This is a genomic window from Acinetobacter sp. V115_6 (assembly GCF_031799025.1).
Classification (GTDB): Bacteria; Pseudomonadota; Gammaproteobacteria; order Pseudomonadales; family Moraxellaceae; genus Acinetobacter; species Acinetobacter pittii.
In genome coordinates this window covers 84,029-101,923 of the sequence record NZ_JAVQNO010000016.1, presented here as the reverse complement: position 1 = coordinate 101,923, position 17,895 = coordinate 84,029, and the positions used below count along the sequence as shown (strand labels likewise).

Sequence of the window (17,895 nt, the reverse complement as noted above, 5' to 3'; positions counted from 1 at the left end):
AATGAACATATATACCCGCTGCCAAATTGGCTTATTATCTTTCATCATTATTTGTCTTAACGGTTGTGCTAGCCACCCACGTCAATCCGTAGATTTACAGGAATATTTAAAAGGCTTTTTAGGAAAATCATCGGCGACCATTCAACAAGATATAAATCTACGTAGTCTTGGTTTTCAAGTCGCCAATACACCGCAAAAAACACCCAATCAGCTCATCTATACGATTTTGCGTCCTTTAAGCATTCCTATTCCGATGGTGAGTAATGTTGATATGAGAGGAAGCTCTATTCCTGTCCAATCAGGAAATCTGAGCGGCAATTCTTATGATATTAATTTCAATTGCAAAGTGATTTTCCAGCTTAAAAATGACATTGCCGAATCAATTCAATATGAAGGTAAAGCCTGTTAAAACATAGGCATAAAAAAACGCAGCTCAACGCTGCGTTTTTTTATAATAAGCTTTTAAGCAAGAGCAGCTACAACAGCCTCACCCATTTCAGCCGTACCTACTTTTGTCATACCTTCAGACATAATATCTGCTGTACGCAAACCTTGATCAAGCACTTGACCTACTGCATCTTCAATTGCTTTTGCAGCAGCTTCTTCACGGAATGTGTAACGAAGCATCATTGCAACTGAAAGAATAGTTGCTAATGGGTTTGCCACATTTTGACCCGCGATATCAGGTGCAGAACCATGGCAAGGCTCATACATACCTTTGCCATTTTCATCTAACGAAGCCGATGGCAACATGCCGATTGAACCTGTAAGCATTGCTGCTTCATCAGATAAGATGTCGCCAAACAAGTTACCCGTTACGATCACGTCAAACTGTTTCGGTGCACGTACAAGTTGCATTGCAGCGTTATCAACATACATATGTGAAAGCTGAATATTTGAATAATTTGCTTGCTGTAAATCAGTAACTGTTTGCTTCCAAAGCTCTGTAACCTCCAAAACGTTAGCTTTATCTACAGAACAAACCTTTCCACCACGTAAGCCTGCAAGTTCAAAAGCTACTTTTGCAATACGCTTAATTTCGCTTTCAGAGTAAACGTCAGTGTTATACCCTTGCTTTTCACCGTTTTCGAGTTCACGGATACCACGTGGCTGACCGAAATAGATACCGCCAGTTAATTCACGAACAATTAAAATATCTAAGCCAGCAACAATTTCAGGCTTCAAACTAGAAGCATCTGCTAATTGCGGATATAAAATCGCTGGGCGCAAGTTAGCAAACAAGTTAAGTTCACTACGAATTTTTAAAAGACCACGTTCAGGGCGAATAGAGCGCTCAATAGTGTCCCATTTTGGTCCGCCTACCGCACCTAATAAAATTGCATCAGCTTTTTTTGCTTGTTCACTTGTTACTGCTGGGTACGGTTCACCATGCGCATCAATTGCCGCGCCGCCTAATAAGCCATGTTCCCAAGTTAACGATAAATTAAATTTTTCATTTACTGTATTTAATACTTTTTCTGCTGCCCCAACAATTTCAGGACCAATACCATCACCAGCTAAAATTAAAATCTGTTTAGACATGAACTTTTTCCATTTTCCAAAGACAAGCAGTGCTACAACTACCGCGGTGTTAGTTTTTTCTGCTCAAGGAATTCACCTAGTCCTGTTGTAACATCAAATGGTCGACAAAAACGGCGAATGACATGCCCATCTTGTTCTAAATCGACACATAATGGATCTGGTACAGAAACATTCAGCAAACTACCCGAACGGTTAGATTTGTCTCGGTACATTTTAAATGTATAGCGATGGTTAGCATTAAACTGGTGAATCACATGAAATGTTTCTGCACGATCTGGAGAGATCGGATAGAAACGGATCACCACTTCATATTGTTTAGCAGGCACTGATAAATATAAGCTGTTAGTTTGGCTAAGCACTGAACCTTGTAATCTCACAATCCCTTGATGAATTGCCTGATTACTAATTCTTCGTGTTTGCGCATCCACTACAGTAATATCATTTAGTCGTTCAAATTCACAACTCTTCGCGCCCGAACAATATATTGCTGCATTCTGCCCCAAATTTTCTTGTTCAGCCTGCTTAATGCGGACAGTATCCACTACATTGTAAGTGCTTTGACAAGCACTGAGTGTTATTGCGCACAGGCTCAACAAAAAGCTATGAGTAACGTTCCTCTTCATTGTTCAAGCCCAATCCTCATCTAGTGCATAATTCTAAGGTGTTTTTATGCTTTAGCATGTTAGCAAGAGTTTGAACGCTACGCCATGGCTATGTTTAAAATGTACCGAAAGGTTAATTCAACTCTTGGAATACCCAAGGACGAACTTGTTTAGTTTTTTCTTCATAAGCGCGAATTGCGTCCGCATTTTGAAGAGTTAAACCAATATCATCCAATCCATTTAACAAGCAGTGCTTACGAAACGGATCAACTTCAAATTTAAACGCTTCACCTGTTGGCGTACGTACTTCTTGAGCTGCTAAATCAATTGTTAATTGATATCCCTCATTAGCAGCACATTCTTTAAATAACTGCTCAACTGTTTCTTCTGGCAAAATGACAGGTAACATGCCATTTTTAAAACAGTTATTAAAGAAAATATCAGCAAAGCTTGGTGCAATAACGGTACGGAATCCATATTCATTTAATGCCCAAGGCGCATGCTCACGACTTGAACCACAACCAAAGTTAGTACGAGCAATTAAAACTGTTGCTCCTTGATAACGAGGCTGGTTTAAAACAAAGTCCGGATTTTTTGGACGTACTGAATTGTCTTGCCCTGGATAACCTTCATCTAAATAACGAAGTTCATCAAATAAATTGTCGCCAAAACCTGTACGTTTAATCGACTTTAAAAACTGTTTTGGAATAATTAAATCTGTATCAACATTGGCACGATCTAATGGTGCAACGATACCTTGTTCAACTGTATAAGCTTTCATGGTTTGCTCCAGACCGAATTAAAATGAACGAACATCAACAAAGTGACCAGCGATTGCAGCCGCTGCTGCCATTGCTGGGCTCACCAAGTGAGTACGACCACCATTGCCTTGACGGCCTTCAAAGTTACGATTAGATGTCGATGCACAGTGTTCACCTGGTTGTAACTTGTCTGCATTCATTGCTAAACACATTGAACAACCCGGCTCACGCCATTCAAAGCCAGCTTCCAAGAAGATTTTATCTAAGCCTTCTTTTTCAGCTTGTTGTTTGACTAAACCAGAACCCGGAACAATCATGGCTTGCTTAATGGTAGATGCCACTTTACGACCCTTAACTACCTCAGCCGCAGCACGGATGTCTTCAATACGAGAGTTCGTACAAGAACCAATAAAGACACGATCAAGCTGAATATCAGCTAATGCCTGTCCTGCATTTAAACCCATATATTGATAAGCACGTGTCCAGTCATTACGTTGAACATCATCTTTCGCTTGTTCTAAAGTTGGTACAGCTTCAGTAACTGGAATAACCATTTCTGGTGAAGTTCCCCAAGATACTTGTGGTTCAATCTCTGCACCATTTAATTCAACAACCGCATCAAACACAGCATCTTCGTCTGAATGCAATGTGTTCCAGTAAGCAACTGCTTGGTCCCATTGCTCGCCTTTTGGTGCGTAGCTACGGCCTTTCACATATTCAATAGTTTTGTCATCAACAGCAACCATACCGACACGAGCACCTGCTTCAATCGCCATGTTACATACCGTCATACGCCCTTCAATCGACATATCACGGAAAACCTGGCCACCGAATTCGATTGCATAGCCTGTACCACCAGCAGTACCAATTTTACCGATAATGGCCAACACAACATCTTTTGGTGTTACGCCTTTACCCAATACGCCATCTACACGAACTAACATGTTTTTAGATTTTTTTTGAATCAAGCATTGTGTTGCTAACACATGTTCAACTTCAGATGTTCCAATACCATGCGCCAAGCAACCAAAAGCACCGTGAGTTGCTGTATGTGAATCGCCACATACGACCGTCATGCCCGGTAAAGTTAAGCCCTGTTCAGGCCCAACTACATGCACAATCCCCTGACGAATATCATTAATACTAAACTCAACAATATTAAAGGCTTTACAGTTGTCATCTAAAGTTTGAACTTGAATACGAGATGTATCATCTTCAATACCAGCGATGCCTTGGTCACGTTCCTTTTTAGACGTTGGAACATTGTGGTCCGGTGTAGCAACGTTTGCACTTAAACGCCATGGTTGACGATCCGCAAGTTGCAATCCTTCAAATGCTTGTGGACTTGTCACTTCATGCAATAAATGACGGTCAATGTATAGTAAACATGAGCCATCATCACGCTGTGAAACAACGTGGTCATCCCACAATTTGTCATATAAAGTTTTGCCTGCCATGTCGTCTTGCTCCATTGGACTGGGTAATTCTGATCTTTATTCGATTATAGCCAGAGTTTCACATAAATCTAATTTATCATTTTTATAAATTAGAAAACTTTTTGGAATAAATTATAATTTCCATAAGGTGCATCAAATTTAACAAATCGTTTTTGTTAATGATTATCATTTGCATAATCAATTTTTAATCTTATACTCTAATGCCTATACTAAAAATATCTAAAGTGGCTAAAGAGAATGATCATGGCTAACATCCAAAAATTCGTTATAAATAATCAACGTACCTTAAAGAAAACCTTAAGCTATTACATTATGCATATTACTGTCGCAATGCTAGTCGCATACTTTGTAACAGGTAATATCTGGATGGCTTTAACATTAAGTATGCTTGAACCAACCGTACAAGCTTTTGCTTTTTTCTTCCATGAAAAAGTTTGGGCTGCTAAAGATCGCCGCGTAACAGCCTTAGCTGAAAAAGAAACAACAGCTTAGGCTAAGATTAGTGCGGTAATTCATAACTTTCTCACTCGTTTTGCTGCAAGCATGATACGATTTTGGCTCGGCAACTTTAGCCCCTCGATTTTTCTATTCCAAGTTGAGTTGTATTATGAATCTTGCAGCCTTTGAAGCTTTTGTAAAAGTCATGGAAACAGGTTCGATCTCTGTGGCTGCGGATCAACTATTTATTACCCAACCTGCTGTCACCAAACGTATTCATAGCCTAGAAGAATACTTTGGCGTAAAGTTATTTGAATCGGCAGGCCGTGGGGTTCAAGCAACTCATGCTGCGCATTCATTATTACCAAAAGTTAAAAGCTGGTTAAATGAACTTCGAGATATTCACCACACGCTAAGTCATGAGCAAACCCAAATACAAGGACGTTTAAAAATCGGGACGAGTCATCACATCGGTTTGCATCACTTGCCTGCTCCGCTTAAACACTTTGTTCAGCAGTTTCCTCAAGTCACGCTAGACGTACATTTTGTTGATTCCGAACAAGCACACGAACAGGTACTTGCTGGCGATTTAGAGTTAGCTTTTTTAACACTCCCGCCCTCAGGTGATGAGCGTCTTAACTATATTACGATCTGGAATGATCCTTTAGTTTTTGTAGCTGCTCCATTTCATCCATTGGCTCAAAAAAAGAATTTAACCTTACAAGATTTAATTGAATATCCAAGTTTATTACCCGCTGCACAAACTTATACTGCTCAAATCACTTTAGCTGAGTTTGAAAAACAAGGACTTAAACCAAAAATTACCATGAGCAATAACCCTCTTGAGTCTATTCGCATGTTAGTCTCGATTGGTTTGGGTTGGTCAGTTTTACCAAAAACTCTATTGAATCAGGATATGCAGCAGCTTGATTTAAATGTTGAGATGAATCGTCAATTAGGTATGGTATGGCATCCTGCACGTACTCAATCTAGAGCCATGCAGGAGTTAATTAAAATGATGCAAGAGTAGTTGAATTATTAACGACTATATTTTTTAAAAAGGATATAAACCAGAAAAGCAAAAGGTAATAGTAAAAATAGTATGCCCCAACCAAAGAAAATAGCGGCAAAGATAATACCGAGTAAAGCACCTAAAAATAATAAAAAAATAATGTAAATGAAGAGTTCACCAATAAGTGTGATGAAGCCGTCAATCAGTTGCCCACCAAATTCTTCAAGAAGATTAGCTTTACGGGTCTTCTTTTCTTCGGTCTCATTCTGATCATCCATCATATCCTCCACACATCATTACGGCCGATTTAAATCACCCTTACTCTCAATGCAGAAAAAGCGATTTAAATATAAGACTCTTTTCAAGTTTATAAAAAACTCTGATTTGATGCGCATAATTTAATTTATCCAAGCTTTAAGAGGCTTCGAATTTGTTGCACCATTTGGTTTTCATCAAGCATATGATGTGGAATCGTCATCGTTAATAGCTGATCTGATCGAAAATGGCGGTCTACTTCAAGCATAACGTGAGTTTGGTTAGGTTCAGCAACGAAAGAAACTTCAACCTCATTAAATCCGCTAAACATATGTGAAGAGACAAATTCAAGCTCTTGGTAACAACCAATCGTTGATCTAAAATTTCGCGCAGTAAGCTGCCCTTTTTCTACATCTACTGTCGATAAAACAAAGCCACATCGCTGCATAGCCTGTAGAAATATTTGCATGGCTGGAGTTGGCAGAACCTTTAGATAATCACGATCAGTTGCATCTAATCCCCAATCAACATCCATATGGGTTTGAATCCAAACACGTGCACCATTTCTTCGACAAGCAACCTCAGTAATTGGTGTCTCAAATGGTAGTTGAATACTAAAAGGGAAAGAATGTGCTTGATGTGCCGGCAAGAGGAATCGAGAGTTCACTAACCACTCTTGTAAAACTAAAGGTTGGTTAAACTCATGATCACCAGATTCGACTTCTGCCATCGTTACCAATTGCAAATAAAGACCATTAATCTCTTTATCAGATGATCCGCCTTTAAAGCTAATTTCTCCGTGCAATGTGCTACCAGCTTGCAAGCTCGGGTTCTGCAAAACAGTTTCTACCGTCACACCTTGAAGACCCAAACCAGACATAATTTTACTAAACATTTTTTCTCTAACCTTTCGAATTATTTCATGTCATCTGTAGCAGCATACTTATTATTAAAGTGCATCATCTCCAGCGAGCTGAATCTTACCATCTGCAACTTCATTCATAAATTGGTCATAGTCATTTAGATTACGTTCTGCATATTCTTCTGCATACGTTTGTAATACTTCTACTATCGTATTACCTTCGCCAAGATATCCCATAAGTACATCTGCATTTCCAGATTTAGCGTGAGCATGAGCTAAGGCTAAACCACAACTTTCGGCATACTCATAGAAATACTCATCATCCATGTCACTAAGATCAACCGAAATTTTCATATCACGTAACTGACGTACATGAAAATGTTGAGTCGATATAGAAGAGAACCCAAGAAATATATCACTTGCGGCCTGCATGAGCTGCTGACCATGCACTACACGCTCACCTTCGTGATTTACCTTGTCTACAAATAGCGGGCTGAGAATTGATGGATTCGCTTCTTTCATTTGTAAAATTAACGGTTCCCGATCTGCATCTTGAAATAATGCAATCGCTGATCGTGTACCAACACTTCCGACACCCACCACTTTCAAAGCTACATCTGTACGTTGATAACGATCAAAAAGTACTTGGCGATCATATTTTAAAGAATCACGGTATTGTTGAAAAAATACATCAACATCTTTACCAAATGGCTCATCTACATCTGGATGCCATAATAACGGCGCATCATCCACAAAATGACGAAATCCTGTATCTTGATCTTGCTGCGTAAGCTTCGGCAAAACAGAGTACGTCGTTCTTTTCTGTGCTGAATCAAGATGCTTCTCGCGTTTCTTTCTTAGTTTTCGACACTCAGTATTTTCTAATAATATACTGGCATCAACTTTTTCATACCAAACTTGGAGTGGTGAAAGCTCTGTAATTTCTAATAAGTGCTGACGATAACTATTCAGCATTATTTTAATTGCTTTTAACCCGACTTTCTCTGCAAGATGAATATCACGCGCTGCAATTACAAAACTGGTTGCTAAACGCTTTACATCCCATTCAAACGGGGCAACTAAAGTTTCGTCAAAATCATTAATTCCAAATAACAAATTACGTTCTGGACTTGCAAAACCACCAAAATTACTTAAATGACAATCCCCACAAATCTGTTGAAATAAGCCTGAATTTGCCTGCTCCCACGCTTGGTCAAATAGCATCAAAGAAGGCATGCCACGATAAAATGTAAATGGAGAAACACTCATCCGTTTTGCACGAATCGGCTTGAGCTTTTCTAAACGTCCTTGGTTACTCCAATCATAGACCGTTAAGGCAGTTGTACCTTTTGATCGTTCAGAAAGCTTTGATAGCTGTTCACGTGGAACTTTTTTACGTTGAGCCTTACCTAATTTGAAGCCTTCGCTTTTATTAAGTAATTTCCCCTGATAGCTATGACGTGTTAAATCAATACTTTCATCATTCCAAAGTTGTTTTGGTAATTTAATTTGTGCTGTTTTTGACATTATTTCCTCATTTTTAAATTAAATTTTTTATATTCTGAAATCTTTGCCAAGATAAAATTTATTTTATTAATCATAGCAATATCTGTTTTTTAGCTAAGATTTATAAGAGATATTAAAAAATGATTTTAAATATAGTTAAGAGTTGGAAGACCTCAAAACTTTTTAAACTGTTCTTCCAACTCCACAATTTTAAATCGACCAGTCCTGAATGTCCCAGTTATGTTCTTGAGCCAGTTTTTCAAGACGATCATCAGGGTTTACTGCAATTGCATGCGTTGCATATTCAAGTAAAAAACGGTCATTAATTGAATCGGAATACGCCCAAGACTCAGACACGTTACGGCCTTCCAACCATGCATCTAGACGTGCAAGTTTGCCTTTTTGATAACACGCTAAACCAGCAACTTTACCCGTATATTTTCCGTCAGCCACTTCAGCATTGGTTGCTAAAATTTCGGTAATCCCAAATTCACGGAAAATCGGCGCAGTAATAAAATCACTCGTTGCCGTAATACCCACAATAGTATGGCCTAAATCTTGATGTTTTTTGATTGCATCAAAACCTTTTGGACGCATTTGCGGACGAATGACTTTTTGCATGAACAATTGGTGGAGCTCAGTTAAGTAGTCGTTGTCATGCTGCGTTAAAAATCCAAAAACAAATTCATTATAAGCATATGGGTCAAGTTGCCCTGCTTTGTAATCTTCATAAAATTTATCATTCATCTGACGATGATGAACCGGATCAACCAAACCTTCATTGACTAAAAATTCACCCCAAGAATGGTCTGAATCGGTATTTAACAAGGTATGGTCTAAATCAAACAACGCCAGTTTCATGAAAATTCTCGTTTAAACTGAAATTTAAGAAAAAAAATGTAAATCTATCTCCGCTAGTCGATAGAAATTCGTTAAGATCGTAGCAATTTAAACATTTTACTTTGATCTTTTCGAGCTGGACATAAAAAAGTGTTTGTCCCCGCGATTAAAGTCAACGATATAGACAATATTTAGGTAGCCAAATGATCGATTCAGAAGGTTTCCGACCGAATGTCGGGATCATTTTGGCAAACGATGATGGACAGGTTTTATGGGCAAAGCGCATTGGTCACAATGCTTGGCAATTTCCACAAGGAGGCATCCAGTTTGGAGAAACCCCTGAACAGGCACTTTTTCGAGAACTGAGAGAAGAAATCGGCTTATTGCCCGAACATGTCCAGATTATTGCGCAAACCAAAGGATGGCTGCGTTATCGTTTGCCACATCGGTACATTCGGTCAGACTCTGACCCCGTATGTATCGGACAGAAACAAAAATGGTTTTTACTGAAGTTAACTGCGCCTGCAAAAAATATTCAGTTAAACCTCTCCGACCCGCCCGAATTCGATGAATGGCAGTGGGTTAGCTATTGGTATCCTCTTGGACAAGTGGTGAACTTCAAGCGTGATGTTTATCGTAAAGCCATGGTGGAATTGTGTACACAGTTGCCAATGCAACAATTACCCTAAAAATCATTTATCTAGCAAATGATTTTTATTAAAAGTGCTGTTATAAATACATTCATAGTCTAAAAAAATACTGGAGTATACATCCATGTCAAACATGCAACTCGACACTCTACGGCGCATTGTCCAAGAGGTTAATGCGTCCGTCAGTTTGCATGAATCATTAGACATCATGGTTAATCAGGTTGCTGAGGCCATGAAAGTGGATGTTTGTTCTATTTATTTACTCGACGAACGCAATCAGCGCTATGTATTAATGGCCTCTAAAGGCTTAAATCCAGAATCTGTAGGCCATGTTTCTTTGCAACTCGGTGAGGGCCTGGTTGGTCTGGTCGGGCAACGCGAAGAAATCGTTAACCTTGACAATGCGCCAAAACATGAGCGTTTCTTGTATTTACCTGAAACAGGCGAAGAAATTTATAACTCTTTCCTCGGCGTACCAGTCATGTATCGTCGTAAGGTTATGGGTGTTTTAGTTGTCCAAAACAAACTTCCTCAAGATTTTAGTGAAGCTGCCGAGTCCTTTTTAGTTACGCTATGTGCTCAGCTTTCTGGCGTTATTGCTCATGCTCATGCAGTAGGTAATATTGACGTATTTCGTAAGCCGAGTAATGGACCTGCCTACAAAACCTTTCAAGGCGCTTCAGGTGCAGGTGGTGTTGCTTTAGGTCGTGCTATTATTTTATATCCGCCTGCCGATTTGGGTTCTGTGCCTGATCGTGAAGCAGAAGATATTAGCGATGAACTTCGAATTTTAGATCAAGCCATTTCATCAGTACGTTCAGAGATTCGCTCTCTGGATGAAAAAATGCATGATTCACTCATGGCTGAAGAGCGTGCTTTATTTAGTGTTTTCTTAAGAATGCTAGATGAAAATGCATTACCAGCAGAAATTAAAGAACTCATCCGTGACGGACATTGGGCACAAGGTGCGGTGCGTCGTGTAATTGAAAAACATACTGCCCTATTTGCACAGATGGAAGATGATTATCTTCGTGAACGAGTTTCCGACCTTAAAGATTTAGGGCGACGTATTTTAGCCTCTTTGCAAGAAGAAGATTCTAGCCATCGTGAACTGAGTCCAGACAGTATTTTAATTGGTGAAGAGATTAGTACTGCGGCACTTGTAGAGTTACCGGTAGACAATATTGCAGCGATTGTGACATCCGAAGGTGCGGCCAACTCTCATATGGTGATTGTGGCTCGTGCATTAGGTATTCCAACCGTAGTTGGTGTAACTGAACTGCCAGTGAACACACTTGATGATGCAGAAATGATTGTGGACGCCTATCAGGGCCGTGTTTTTGTTAATCCGCCACGTCGTTTACGCCAACGCTATAAAGAAATTCAGAAAGAAGATGAGCAAATCGCAAAAGATCTCAAACAATACGAGACCAAAGAAGCGATTACTCCAGATGGTGTGTCTGTTCAGCTCTATGTGAACACGGGTCTCATGATTGACGTAGTACGCGGAGTACAACGTGGTGCTCAAGGTGTAGGTCTATACCGAAGTGAAATTCCATTCATGTTACGGGAACGTTTCCCAGGTGAAGAAGAACAACGCGCAATCTACCGTCAACAGTTGAGCCACTTTGCCAACAAACCTGTGGTAATGCGAACTCTGGATATTGGTGCCGATAAAGACTTGCCGTATTTCAGTATTGAAGAAGAAAACTCGGCATTAGGCTGGCGTGGTATTCGTTTCACGCTCGATCATCCCGAGATTTTTTCTTCGCAAATTCGCGCCATGCTCAAAGCCAGTATTGGTCTAAATAATTTGCATATTTTATTGCCAATGGTCACTACAGTCAGTGAAGTAGAAGAAGTACTTTATTTACTTGAGCGTGACTGGATTGCAGTGCAAGAAGAAGAGCAAGTTAAAATTACCAAACCAAAAATTGGAATTATGGTTGAGGTGCCGAGCGTACTGCTACAAATTGATGAGTTTGCTGAACTCGTCGATTTCTTCTCGGTCGGTTCAAATGACTTAACCCAGTATTTACTTGCAGTTGACCGTAATAATCCACATGTAGCAAACGTTTACTCACACTTTCACCCATCCATTCTACGTGCGCTAACCCGCTTAGTTAAAGAATGTCATGAATACAAAAAACCTATCAGTATTTGTGGTGAAATGGCAGGTGATCCATTATCAGCAATTCTGCTCATGGCAATGGGCTTTAATACCCTTTCGATGAGTTCGAGTAACATTTTGCGAGTAAGAAAAGCTATTTGTCATGTGCCAATGACAGATGCACAAAAATTGCTGGATGATGTCATGAAAATGAATAATCCACTCATCGTAAAAAGCTGGCTTGAGTACTATTTTAAAACTCACGGTTTAGCGGATATGGTTAAATCGAATCGAATCGTAAATGTTTAATATATAAACAATAAAGGAGAGCAATGCTCTCCTTTATTTCTTTGAGCTCGCTTCTAATACAATTAAATATAAAAATTTCATCTCACCATTGCTCCCCCCATCTTAATCTTTTAAATAAATATATAATCGGTTTTTTAAATCAATATTGACAGTTTAATCCATTTGAAAAATAAGACTCCTACTCCTAGTATATTTACAGAGCGTTATTAAAAGATCTTACGTTGTTCCAACAATTGAAGAGGTAATTCTATGCATCGTTATTTACAAGTTTCATCTTATTTTTCCTCTTGTTTTTTAACCTTCATGCAGTAAATTGGAGGAATAACAAGTAAAGGAATCTGATGCATTATTAAATAAAATATAATGGCCGACATCTCAGTGAAAAGACTTTTAAACGGTTTCTCTCACCATTTGTTCTCCCATTTCTTTATTTAGTAAACATGAGTTTTTAAACCAGAAGTCCAGGAAAATGAGCCCTAACATTTTTACGAAGAGCTCAATAATTATTACCCAGAGAGAATATAACCATGTCAGACGAATCAAAATGCCCTTTTTCAGGCCATAAATCAAAACCAGAAGTAACGGTCGGTGGTGGCACGCCTAGTTTACACTGGTGGCCAAAACAACTACGCGTCGACCTACTCAATCAACATTCAGAACGCTCTAACCCACTCGGTAAAGAATTTAATTACCGTCAAGAATTTAAAAAACTCGACTACTACACCCTCAAAGCTGATATCAAAAATGTATTAACCGATTCTCAAGATTGGTGGCCAGCCGATTGGGGAAATTATACAGGCTTATTTATTCGATTAGCATGGCATGCTGCCGGTACGTATCGTATGGGTGATGGTCGTGGTGGTGCTGGTCGTGGTCAACAACGTTTTGCGCCATTAAATAGTTGGCCTGACAATGCAAGCTTAGATAAAGCGCGCCGTTTGCTATGGCCAGTTAAACAAAAATACGGTCAAAAAATATCGTGGGCAGATTTATTTATTCTTGCTGGAAACATCGCACTTGAATCTTCGGGTTTCCGCACCTTCGGTTTTGGTGCAGGTCGTGAAGATGTTTGGGAACCAGACAACGATGTAAACTGGGGCGATGAAAAAGAATGGTTAGCTCATCGCAACTCTGAAGCATTGGAAGGCAGCAATCTAGCTGCAACCGAAATGGGTCTAATTTATGTAAACCCTGAAGGCCCACAAGCCAGCGGTGATCCAAAATCGGCTGCACCATTTATTCGCGCGACTTTCGGCAATATGGCAATGGATGATGAAGAAATTGTTGCCTTAATCGCAGGCGGTCATACTTTAGGTAAAACTCACGGCGCTGCCTCTGCTGACCATGTTCAGGCTGATCCTGAGGGAGCTTCAATTGAACAAATGGGCTTTGGCTGGTCAAACAGTTTTGGCACTGGTGTGGGTAAAGATGCGATCACTTCAGGTTTAGAAGTGATTTGGTCACAAACACCAACACAATGGAGCAACTACTTCTTTGAAAACCTATTCAAATATGAGTGGGTACAAGAGCGCTCACCGGCTGGTGCAATTCAATGGGTAGCAGCAGATGCTGAAGCGATCATCCCCGATCCTTTCGACCCGTCAATTAAACGTAAGCCAACGATGCTTACTACAGATTTGACCTTACGTTTTGACCCTGAGTTTGAAAAGATCTCTCGTCGTTTCCTTAACGACCCACAAGCTTTCGCGAATGCTTTTGCTCGAGCATGGTTTAAATTAACTCACCGTGATATGGGTCCAAAAGCACGTTATTTAGGTCCTGAAGTTCCGGCTGAAGATTTAATTTGGCAAGATCCATTACCAGCTGCGAGCGCTATACCATCTGCTGCAAGCATTGCTGATGCAAAAGCAAAAATCGTTGCACTAGGGCTATCTGCTGGCGAATTGGTTTCGCTTGGTTGGGCTTCCGCGTCAACATTCCGCGGTGGAGATAAACGCGGTGGTGCAAATGGTGCACGTATTGCTTTATCGCCACAACGTGAATGGGACGTAAATAAAAAAGCAGTTGAGACTTTAAGCAAAATTGAAGAACTCAAAGCATCTACTCAATTATCATTAGCTGATTTAATCGTGCTTGCAGGTAACGTTGGTGTAGAGCAAGCTGCTCAAGCGGCAGGTTTCAATATTAGCGTTCCATTTGCTCCTGGTCGTGTTGATGCAATACAAAGTCAAACTGATGTCGAATCTTTCCAATTACTTCTCGGCCTTGCTGATGGTTTTAGAAACTGGAAAAAAGAGGGTGTCAGCGCAACAACTGAGGCATTATTGATTGATAAAGCACAACAACTGACTTTGACTGCACCAGAGTTAACTGCATTGATTGGTGGCTTACGTGTACTGGGCACCAACTGGGATGGCTCACAATACGGTGTATTTACTCAGCAAGTTGGTGTACTTAGCACAGACTTCTTTACGAACTTACTCGATATGTCTACTGCATGGGCACCTGTTGACTCAACAAGCGAAGTCTTTGAAGGCAAAGACCGTAAAACAGGCGCAGTAAAATTTACCGCAACACGTAATGATTTAGTCTTCGGTTCAAACTCAATCTTACGCGCATTAGCCGAAGTTTATGCTCAGGCAGATGGTAAAGAAAAATTTGTTCAAGACTTTGTTGCTGCATGGACTAAAGTCATGAATCTTGACCGTTTTGACTTAGCTTAATTTAAGTCAAAATAGTAAAAAGCCAGTTCAATTTGAACTGGCTTTTTTAATATCAAGCATCGTTTTTTAAACAGTCAGTTTGTGTCCTTCCCGAATGCAATAAAAAGGATTTGCAAGCTTTGAAGAAGCTTTAATTGCCTGTGCTAGAGCATGCTCTGGGTCTTCTCGGTCTTCATCAGTCAACTGGAAAGTTCGATAGTGAATCGCAATAGAACGATGAGCCTGTAAATCAAAGTGCGCATGTAGCGCATCTTGCGGGTTCATATGAACATAGCTCATCAATTCACGTGGCTCATACGCACCTATTGGAAGTAAGGCAACTCGTGGTGCGCCATAACGAGCATGTATTTGCTTAAAATGACCCGCATAACCGGTATCACCCGCAAAGAAACAATGACCTGTTTTAGCCACGACCGAAAAGCCGCCCCAAAGTGCCTTATTCTGGTCCCGCAAACCACGACCTGAACCATGCTGTGCAGGTGTATAGATTATTCTTAATTCGTGATAAGGAATTTCTTGCCACCAATCCATCTCAATGACATGAAACTCTTTAGGTAGATAAAAACCATTCCCGAGTCCAGTGTAAATTGGCATTGCGAATTTTTTATGTAGCCATTCAAGTGTCGCCAAGTCCATATGGTCATAATGATTATGGCTGAGCAAAACTCCATGAATCGTCGGTAATTGTTCTAGTGCAAAACCTGCCGGGCATACACGGCGTGGGCCACGCCCTTGTGAAGGACTTGCATAATCACACCACACTGGGTCGGTAATAAAGTTATAAGGACCAATCTGAACCAATACCGTTGCATGCCCAACAAACCAAACTTGCCAATCATCCAGATCTGCCTGAGGTCGATTTTGCGGCAAAGCTACAGCCGTATTTACACGAGTTTCATATTCATTTTGAATATCCACTTTCCATGTAAAAGACTCACGCGTAACTAACCAACGCAATAACTCTTTTGAGCCACGAGCAGGTGACTTAGGTTGTTGATTATAAAAACGTGTATCCGTTTCATGCCCAGACTCGGGATGACAAAAAGGAGGTTTTATCCATGTATGCGTCCAACAGGACTGAGTCGGCAATTGATATGTTAATGTCGGCTTGTCTTTCATGGGCTTTTCTATGTTTTAGCATCAGCAGAATGGATGTGATCAGGTTTCTATCTTAACGATTAAAACAAATTAAGCTATGGCACTTACACTTATTTATCATATAAATATCCATTTTATCGTGGTCATAGCCAACCTAAGTTAAATTAGAGTGCCATAAAAAACACTTAGATGTGTTGAGTTTATGCGTCAGTAATTACCATTCTTACTAAGACTTCTTGTATAACATAACAATTAGAAGATGACGAAAAGCCGCCATAGAACCTGTCTATTTCATCTTTGTCGCCCGTAATTTTTAACTTAAGATTCTTCTGTGCAATACAAACAATATATTTAGTAACAATTACATTTGGGTAGATCTTAGTGACCTATAGATTATAAATTTATTTTATTATTCTAGTTTTTGCATAATATGAGAATTTCTTAAATGAATATTTAAATCCTTTAGAAAATTCTTTGATTAATTAAAAATAATGTATTTATTATTTAATTATTAATATATTTTATGAATTATTAGAGCTTATATCTCCATATTAAATCTTTAATGAAAATTAAAATTCCATTTATTTTATAAATACCTAAATCACCTTCACGCTATATCTATTTATGCTTTATACTTCACTTAAATCATAGTAAGACATTTTTTGGATTAGTCTTATGGAACTACGCCATCTCCGATATTTCATTACCGTTGCTGAAGAATTAAATTTTAGTAAAGCCGCTCTTAAACTTTTTACCGCACAGCCCTCTCTTAGCCAACAAATTAAAGATTTAGAAGAAGACGTTGGTGTAAGACTTTTAAACCGCACAAAACGCAAAGTTGAGTTAACAGAAGAAGGCGAAGTATTTTTAGAACATGCTCGACTCACTCTCGCTCAGGCTGAAAAAGCGGTCGCTATGGCACGACAAGTTTCTAAGGCTAAACAGCAATTGTTACGTATCGGTTTCGTTCCCATCGCAGAAATGAAAATTTTCCCTTATGTACTTCCTAATCTTCGACTACAACACCCCGACCTTACTATTGAACTATCTAATTTAAACAATACTGAACAGCTTAAAGCCTTAAAAAAAGGAGAGCTGGACATTACGTTTACCCGTGAAAATACAGATAGTGATGAAATACAAAGCCAATTTGTTTTAACTGAACCCCTGATTTTCTTACTTCCTAAAAATCATCCACTTGCTCAATATGATCGAATCCCAGTCCATGCTTTACAAGGTATTGACTTTATCATTCCGGCAGCCGAACAATCACAAACCTTACATAACACCATTTTAGATTTCGCTAAAACTCATAACATCGAACTGAATATTGTTCAAAAAGCAGATAGCATATTGTTCAACATTAACTCTCTTGGTTCTGGATTAGGCTGTACAATTTTACCTGCCTATGTTGCGCCTTTAGGCATCAAAAACACGATAGTTCGTCCACTTGATGTCGACTTACCAACACTTGATTTATTCGTAAACTATCGTAAAAACTCACAGTCTTTAGGCGTTCAAAAATTCATTGACCAGCTCACTAAAGTATTTCATTTAGATAAAAACTTAAACCACGCTTAATTATTACGAATAATTTTATTATTAAGCGCATGATTAATAAGATCATCTTTATAAAAAAGTATAAATAAATATTCCTTTTATTTATTTATACTTTTTATAAACAGTTTAATCCACGGTAATGTCCTATTTTACCTAATAGGTAAAATTAAATATCTCATGAATATAAATGAAAAGAATTGAAATAAAAT

Annotated in this window: 16 protein-coding genes; 7 read left to right on the top strand and 9 right to left on the bottom strand. The window is 39.2% G+C overall.

The window, feature by feature from the left end:
* Position 1 precedes the first annotated feature (1 nt).
* Positions 2-409, top strand: coding sequence for a hypothetical protein (locus RMA94_RS03680; RefSeq protein ID WP_005079209.1), 408 nt, complete (start codon positions 2-4; stop codon positions 407-409).
* Between the two features lie 53 nt (positions 410-462).
* Here the strand turns inward: RMA94_RS03680 and leuB are convergent, their stop codons facing one another.
* From leuB to leuC, 4 genes are all read right to left on the bottom strand, one after another.
* The gene (gene leuB / locus RMA94_RS03675) at positions 463-1,542 is read right to left on the bottom strand and encodes a 3-isopropylmalate dehydrogenase (protein ID WP_002114882.1); all 1,080 of its coding nucleotides are present in this window, start codon (positions 1,540-1,542) and stop codon (positions 463-465) included.
* Positions 1,543-1,580: 38 nt separating this feature from the next.
* Complete coding sequence (locus tag RMA94_RS03670; RefSeq protein WP_005066026.1) at positions 1,581-2,165, bottom strand: hypothetical protein; 585 nt, start codon at positions 2,163-2,165, stop codon at positions 1,581-1,583.
* A gap of 112 nt (positions 2,166-2,277) precedes the next feature.
* The gene (gene leuD, locus RMA94_RS03665) at positions 2,278-2,925 is read right to left on the bottom strand and encodes a 3-isopropylmalate dehydratase small subunit (protein ID WP_002114814.1); all 648 of its coding nucleotides are present in this window, start codon (positions 2,923-2,925) and stop codon (positions 2,278-2,280) included.
* 18 nt (positions 2,926-2,943) lie between these two features.
* Positions 2,944-4,362 (bottom strand): 3-isopropylmalate dehydratase large subunit, encoded by a 1,419-nt coding sequence (leuC, locus tag RMA94_RS03660; RefSeq protein ID WP_017482005.1) that lies wholly within the window; start codon positions 4,360-4,362, stop codon positions 2,944-2,946.
* A gap of 237 nt (positions 4,363-4,599) precedes the next feature.
* On the opposite strand from leuC, the gene RMA94_RS03655 reads away from it, so the two are divergent.
* Both RMA94_RS03655 and RMA94_RS03650 read left to right on the top strand, forming a co-directional pair.
* Positions 4,600-4,854, top strand: coding sequence for a DUF2061 domain-containing protein (locus tag RMA94_RS03655; protein ID WP_311081894.1), 255 nt, complete (start codon positions 4,600-4,602; stop codon positions 4,852-4,854).
* 115 nt (positions 4,855-4,969) lie between these two features.
* Positions 4,970-5,830 (top strand): LysR family transcriptional regulator, encoded by an 861-nt coding sequence (locus RMA94_RS03650; protein ID WP_001046500.1) that lies wholly within the window; start codon positions 4,970-4,972, stop codon positions 5,828-5,830.
* 8 nt (positions 5,831-5,838) lie between these two features.
* Here the strand turns inward: RMA94_RS03650 and RMA94_RS03645 are convergent, their stop codons facing one another.
* From RMA94_RS03645 to RMA94_RS03630, 4 genes are all read right to left on the bottom strand, one after another.
* Positions 5,839-6,090: a hypothetical protein gene (locus RMA94_RS03645; protein ID WP_002115132.1), complete on the bottom strand. Its 252-nt coding sequence runs from the start codon at positions 6,088-6,090 to the stop codon at positions 5,839-5,841.
* Positions 6,091-6,215: 125 nt separating this feature from the next.
* A complete protein-coding gene (locus RMA94_RS03640; RefSeq protein ID WP_017385688.1) occupies positions 6,216-6,962 on the bottom strand; it encodes a sporulation protein in 747 nt (248 codons plus the stop codon).
* A 54-nt stretch (positions 6,963-7,016) separates the two neighbouring features.
* Entirely contained in the window at positions 7,017-8,456 is a 1,440-nt protein-coding gene (locus RMA94_RS03635) for a DUF2252 domain-containing protein (RefSeq protein WP_311081890.1), read from the bottom strand.
* A gap of 189 nt (positions 8,457-8,645) precedes the next feature.
* Entirely contained in the window at positions 8,646-9,296 is a 651-nt protein-coding gene (locus RMA94_RS03630; RefSeq protein WP_002115098.1) for an HAD family phosphatase, read from the bottom strand.
* Between the two features lie 182 nt (positions 9,297-9,478).
* On the opposite strand from RMA94_RS03630, the gene RMA94_RS03625 reads away from it, so the two are divergent.
* The 3 genes from RMA94_RS03625 (at position 9,479) to katG (ending at position 15,028) form a co-directional block, all read left to right on the top strand.
* Positions 9,479-9,964: an RNA pyrophosphohydrolase gene (locus tag RMA94_RS03625; protein ID WP_000567255.1), complete on the top strand. Its 486-nt coding sequence runs from the start codon at positions 9,479-9,481 to the stop codon at positions 9,962-9,964.
* An 85-nt stretch (positions 9,965-10,049) separates the two neighbouring features.
* On the top strand, positions 10,050-12,344 hold the full coding sequence (gene ptsP, locus RMA94_RS03620; protein WP_046811459.1) for a phosphoenolpyruvate--protein phosphotransferase: 2,295 nt from the start codon (positions 10,050-10,052) through the stop codon (positions 12,342-12,344).
* Positions 12,345-12,871: 527 nt separating this feature from the next.
* Positions 12,872-15,028, top strand: a complete 2,157-nt coding sequence (katG, locus tag RMA94_RS03615; protein ID WP_213385081.1) for a catalase/peroxidase HPI — start codon at positions 12,872-12,874, stop codon at positions 15,026-15,028.
* 66 nt (positions 15,029-15,094) lie between these two features.
* Here the strand turns inward: katG and RMA94_RS03610 are convergent, their stop codons facing one another.
* On the bottom strand, positions 15,095-16,147 hold the full coding sequence (locus RMA94_RS03610; protein WP_005066015.1) for an MBL fold metallo-hydrolase: 1,053 nt from the start codon (positions 16,145-16,147) through the stop codon (positions 15,095-15,097).
* Positions 16,148-16,801: 654 nt separating this feature from the next.
* Between RMA94_RS03610 and hcaR the strand changes: the two genes are divergently transcribed.
* A complete protein-coding gene (gene hcaR, locus RMA94_RS03605; RefSeq protein ID WP_005066014.1) occupies positions 16,802-17,707 on the top strand; it encodes a DNA-binding transcriptional regulator HcaR in 906 nt (301 codons plus the stop codon).
* Positions 17,708-17,895 lie beyond the last annotated feature (188 nt).